Genomic DNA, 1,663 nt, shown 5'->3' with positions numbered 1-1,663 from the left:
GCAGTTCTAGAGGCAGGAATGCAAGCCGCAGAAAAATGGAGCATGTATTTCAAAACTAAGAAATATAAAAAACTAGCGGAGCAAGAGCGTGCCAGAATCGACAGCATGTAACAAGCGCATGTTGTCGGACTGGTTTTCCGCTGCGCTCCAAACCAGCCGCAAATGCGGGCGTTATGCATTAAATTTGAGTTTGGTAAGTAAATGAAGTTAATCGAAGAAATTATCGAGTTGTTAAGCTCTGGCGAAAGCAACTTAAAAGTAGCATTGTTGAAAACAAAAGTTCTTCTTCACCAGTTAGGTGAGAAAGAGCTTTTCGACTGGGTTGATAGTGAGCTCAGAGGATATGGAAATCGTGAGTCTGTTCCCTCCTATAGGAAACTACATCTTACAGTTAAAGGCAATTTGAGTAATTCTGTATATAGATACCAGAATCAAACTCTGCCTTTGATGCACTTAGATGATGAAATACGCGAAAGGCTAGACACTAAATACTTGATGGACAGTATTGCTGTTGTCGAGCAGTATTCAACTCAAGAAAATTTACAGGTAAGTATCGCACCTGAGTTCTATCCACTCTTGTCTGAGGGTTTTGATGATAGCTATGGTGTAGAAACCGCTTGGGCTGTTCATTCTGCGGGTGCGATGACGCAAATATTGACAGAGGTTACTACTCGACTTTTAGATTTCGTCTTGGAATTGTCTGAAAAATTTCCAAATGAAATGGAGTTGAGTGATATGAAAACAAGAGCTAAAGAGGTTGGTGTGTCAGATTTATTTAACAATGCAGTTTTTGGTGATAATGCCACTATCGTAGTTGGTGATTCAAATACTCAAACTATTCGTAATACTGTAAACAAAAATGATATGGCTTCCTTAATCGAAGTCCTCAAACAAAATAAAGTTAGTGATGAGGATATAGAGTCACTTCAAGTTGCAATAGAAACCGATAAAGGCAGTACGGAAGTAGAATCTGGTAACTTTGGTTCATCCGTATCGGGCTGGATGGGCACTATGGTATCTAAAGCAGCATCTACGTTATGGGATGTTAAGGTCGGTGCTGCTGGTAGTCTACTGGCTACAGCTATCGGCAAGTACTATGGATTTTAATGCATAACAAACGCTTTAAGACGGATTCGCAACGCATGGCATTTTCACCATGCGTTGATTTTAGTGATTAGGTGGTGTGCGGAAACATCGCATTGTGTTGCTCACCACTTAAGCGGGCGTTATGTGCTTGGAGGAAAAATGGAATATTTTCAGTACTATGGAATCGACTGGGTTGCAATGGTACTTACGTTTCTTGCTATTTGGCAAATTGGAAATAAAAACAAAATTGGGTTCATTTTAATGATGTGCGGTAACACCAGTTGGGTTGCAGTTGGTTATCTTACGGGCAGTGTGGCAATGATAATTGCAAATATCATCTTTTTCTCAATGAACCTTAGAGCAATCATTAAATGGTCGACATCAGAGAAAGAGCCTAAAGTAAGCGTGGCTGAATAGTCATCAAAAAGCTAAAAGTCCGCACATAACAAGGCGTTTAAGACGGATTCACAACGCTTGGCATTTTTGGTTTGAATTGACTTTAGTGATTACTGCACAATGGTTTAGGTAAGGTGGTAGCGTTGTTCACCACTTAACGCGGCTACATGGATCCCCCCGT

2 protein-coding genes are annotated in these 1,663 nt (G+C 40.5%); both read left to right on the top strand.

The genetic code is table 11. The features are described from left to right. Positions 1–201: 201 nt before the first annotated feature. The gene (locus BCT27_RS18485) at positions 202–1,107 is read left to right on the top strand and encodes an AbiTii domain-containing protein (RefSeq protein ID WP_102396432.1); all 906 of its coding nucleotides are present in this window, start codon (positions 202–204) and stop codon (positions 1,105–1,107) included. A gap of 138 nt (positions 1,108–1,245) precedes the next feature. After that, entirely contained in the window at positions 1,246–1,503 is a 258-nt protein-coding gene (locus BCT27_RS18475) for a nicotinamide mononucleotide transporter (RefSeq protein ID WP_102396431.1), read from the top strand. The last annotated feature ends 160 nt before the right edge of the window (positions 1,504–1,663 follow it).

Origin of the sequence: Enterovibrio norvegicus, from assembly GCF_002876705.1 — a bacterium.
Classification (GTDB): Bacteria; Pseudomonadota; Gammaproteobacteria; order Enterobacterales; family Vibrionaceae; genus Enterovibrio; species Enterovibrio norvegicus_B.
Note: the sequence above shows the minus strand (reverse complement) of the source record. Positions and strands in the feature narration are given on the sequence as shown.